Genomic DNA, 3,058 nt, shown 5'->3' with positions numbered 1-3,058 from the left:
ATGATGAGACATGCAGGCTCGAACCACTCCAAAACCCCTTCGGGCCAAAAGTGTTACCCATGTCTCCGATATAAACCGTAACCTATGTGTCCGGAATGGACCGGAGACATTTGGCTGGGGAACCTGGATTCGAACCAGGACTAACGGAGTCAGAGTCCGTGGGTCTACCGTTAACCTATTCCCCAGCAGGCGCTGTCGCGCTGGTGGGCCGCCGGAGCAGCCGCGCGTGCCTTGTAGCCGCCGCCGGAAAATAGTCAAGCCTAAGCTGCGTTTCAATCACAGCGTTTCATAGGGGCAATTACGCCCGGGTGGCGCGCCGCACCCAATGATCCTCAGCTCTCCGTCCGGCTGTATTGCGAATGCTCGAAGAACAGCACCACGCCAAGCGCGATCAGCAGCGGGATGATCAGGTAGAACAGCCGGAACACCAGAAGTGCCGCCAGCACGCCGACCGGGTCCATATCAGACAGGCCGGCGAGGAACACGACCTCGAACACGCCGAGCCCGCCCGGCGCATGCGAGATCTGCGCCACCGAGAACGAGACCAGGAACACGCCGAGGATGACGAAATAGCCGGGATTGCCGGCAACGGGCAGGGCAAAGAAGATGATCGCCGCCGCCGCCAGAAGCTCGATCGGGCCGATCAGCAATTGCCGCGCCACGATCGGCAGCGCCGGGTAGTGCAACTGGAAGCCCGCGATTTTCAGCGGCTTCAGATGCAGCCAACTGCCGAAGATGTAGGCGCCGACCAGGATCAGCAAAGCGATGCCGGCGGCGATCGCCAGCCCGTGGTGCGGCGCTCCGGAAAAGCGGTCGATGATCGCAGGCTCGAACACCAGCACCAGGCCGCCGACCAGAATGCTGGAGAGCACGAAGGTGATCCAGCAGATCGCCACCAGAATGCCGACATCCTGGCCGGTCAGCCCCCTGGTGCCGTAGGCGCGGTAGCGGATCACGGCGCCCGAAAACACCGAGCCGCCGATATTGTGCGACAGCGCGTAGGTGGTGAAGGAGCAGAAGGTGACGAACAGCCACGACACTCGTCTGCCGATATGCAAGAGCGCGATGTGGTCATAGCCGGCGAGCGAGGCATAGGCGACCACCGAGCTCAGTGCCGCAAGCATCCAGCCGCGCGTCGGGATGGCGGATATGCCGTCCCAGACATCGTCGATCGAGATGCCGCGCAGTTCATGCCACAGCAACAACAGCGACCCGATGACCGCCGCGACACCGATGACCGGCCACAGATAGCGCTTCCAATTCGTGGCCCCCCAATTCATGGAGTTGTCGTCATGTGTTGCTGCCCATCGCCCAGGCGGGCGTTAAAACGTCCGCGATTCACCAATTCCCCCTCATTTCAGAAATGCCTCATCGAAGCCGGCTATTCAACCGGCAAGGGTGAGCAGCCGGTTCGCCAACGGCGAATTCATAGTGCCAGTGGCACGAAGAAAGGCTAGCGAACGCCGGGACGCTGCAAAGCAGCGGGGACCTGGCAGGACGCAGCCGGCAAAAATTGAGCCCTTGCTCTTGGTGATCCGGTCCGGCGCTGCTACTCTGGCGGCAACTTAAAAGATTGAAGCGCCTGCTGCGTCCGGTTTTCCGGTTCGCGCGGCGCCGGAAGGAACTGAAGTGGAAGACCACGACACCGGCGCTGGCGCGCCGGAAGTGGGCGTGTCCAGGGCTTCGCCGCCGTCAGGCGGGCCAAGCCCATCCGCCGGGCGGCCCCGCCAGGCGGGGCCTCAGTCCGGTAACGGACAGGCCGGCGAAGCCCAGCATCAGCGAGGCAAGGCGAGAAAGCGGCGCAAGCGCCGGCGTGGGCGCAAGGTTTTTGCGCGCGACGACAGCCCTCTCGCAACGGCCGCAGCGGTTGGTGCGCCGGCCTCCGTCGGCCCGGCCGCTCCAGCGCCGGTGCCTTTGCCCTCGGCGCCACAATCCCGACCGGAACAGCCAATGCATCGTCCGCCGATGCAGGAACTGCCGGTGTTTGCCGCGCTCGATCTCGGCACCAACAATTGCCGGCTTTTGGTCGCGGTGCCGCAGCGCCATGGCCAGTTCCGCGTCATCGACGCCTTCTCACGCATCGTCAGGCTGGGCGAGGGGCTGACCGCCAATGGGCATCTGAGCCAGGCGGCGATGGACCGCGCCGTCGAGGCGCTGAAAATCTGCGGCGACAAATTGCGCAACCGCAAGATCCGAAAAGCCCGGCTGATCGCCACCGAGGCCTGCCGCACCGCCGACAATGGCGTCGAATTCCTGCAGCGCGTCGAGCACGAGGCCGGCTTGAAACTCGAGATCATCGACCGCCAGACCGAAGCGCGGCTTGCTGTCTCCGGCTGCGGCTCGCTGGTCGAGCGCGACACGCAAGGCGTGGTGCTGTTCGACATTGGCGGCGGCTCGTCCGAAATCGCGCTGATCGACCTCACCGGCCAGCGTTCGCCGCGGCTTGCCAACCACATCGTGTCGTGGACCTCGCTGCCGGTCGGCGTTGTCTCGTTGGCCGAACGCTTTGGCGGCCGCACGGTGACGCGCGAAATCTTTGCCGCCATGGTCGAGGATGTCGCGGTGCGGCTGAAGTCGTTCGACGGCCGCGATCGGCTGAGCCATGTGCTGGCCAGCCCGAAATTCCATCTGCTGGGCACATCCGGCACGGTGACGACGCTGGCCGGCGTCCATCTCGACCTCGAACGCTACGACCGGCGCCGCGTCGACGGGCTGTGGATGGACCGCGACAGCGTCGACCGCATGGTCGAAAAACTGGTCGGCTGGGATTTCCAGCAGCGCTGCGCCAACCCGTGCATCGGCGCCGACCGTGCCGACCTGGTGCTGGCCGGCTGTGCTATCCTGGAAGCCATCCGTGCGGTGTGGCCGTCGGAGCGGCTGCGCGTCGCCGACCGGGGCTTACGCGAAGGCATTTTGAGCGAGCTGATGGCCGATGACGGCGTCTGGCGCAACAGTGGGCGGGGCCGAGCATGATCCGCATTGCTTTGGTGAACGGTCGACCCCCACCCCGTGGGGCGGGGGAGGACAACAAACACCCCGCACGACGGGGGGAAGGAGT

At 64.8% G+C, this 3,058-nt stretch carries 2 protein-coding genes and 1 tRNA gene; 1 reads left to right on the top strand and 2 read right to left on the bottom strand.

What is annotated here, in order from left to right:
• Nucleotides 1–111: 111 nt before the first annotated feature.
• Nucleotides 112–185: transfer RNA gene (locus tag NKI64_RS32040), tRNA-Gln, on the bottom strand.
• Nucleotides 186–332: 147 nt separating this feature from the next.
• Nucleotides 333–1,280, bottom strand: a complete 948-nt coding sequence (locus tag NKI64_RS32035; RefSeq protein WP_023747698.1) for a lysylphosphatidylglycerol synthase domain-containing protein — start codon at nucleotides 1,278–1,280, stop codon at nucleotides 333–335.
• Between the two features lie 349 nt (nucleotides 1,281–1,629).
• On the opposite strand from NKI64_RS32035, the gene NKI64_RS32030 reads away from it, so the two are divergent.
• Nucleotides 1,630–2,973: a Ppx/GppA phosphatase family protein gene (locus NKI64_RS32030; protein WP_352497337.1), complete on the top strand. Its 1,344-nt coding sequence runs from the start codon at nucleotides 1,630–1,632 to the stop codon at nucleotides 2,971–2,973.
• Nucleotides 2,974–3,058: the final 85 nt, after the last annotated feature.

This window comes from Mesorhizobium sp. M0478, from assembly GCF_040321305.1.
Lineage (GTDB): Bacteria > Pseudomonadota > Alphaproteobacteria > Rhizobiales > Rhizobiaceae > Mesorhizobium.
The sequence above is the reverse complement of the archived record's forward strand: the minus strand, read 5'-3'. Positions and strand labels throughout refer to the sequence as shown.

Coding starts and splice junctions, on each gene's coding strand:
- NKI64_RS32035 (WP_023747698.1), bottom strand. CDS start 1,280: ATGAATTGGGGGGCCACGAATTGGAAGCGCTATCTGTGGCCGGTCATC.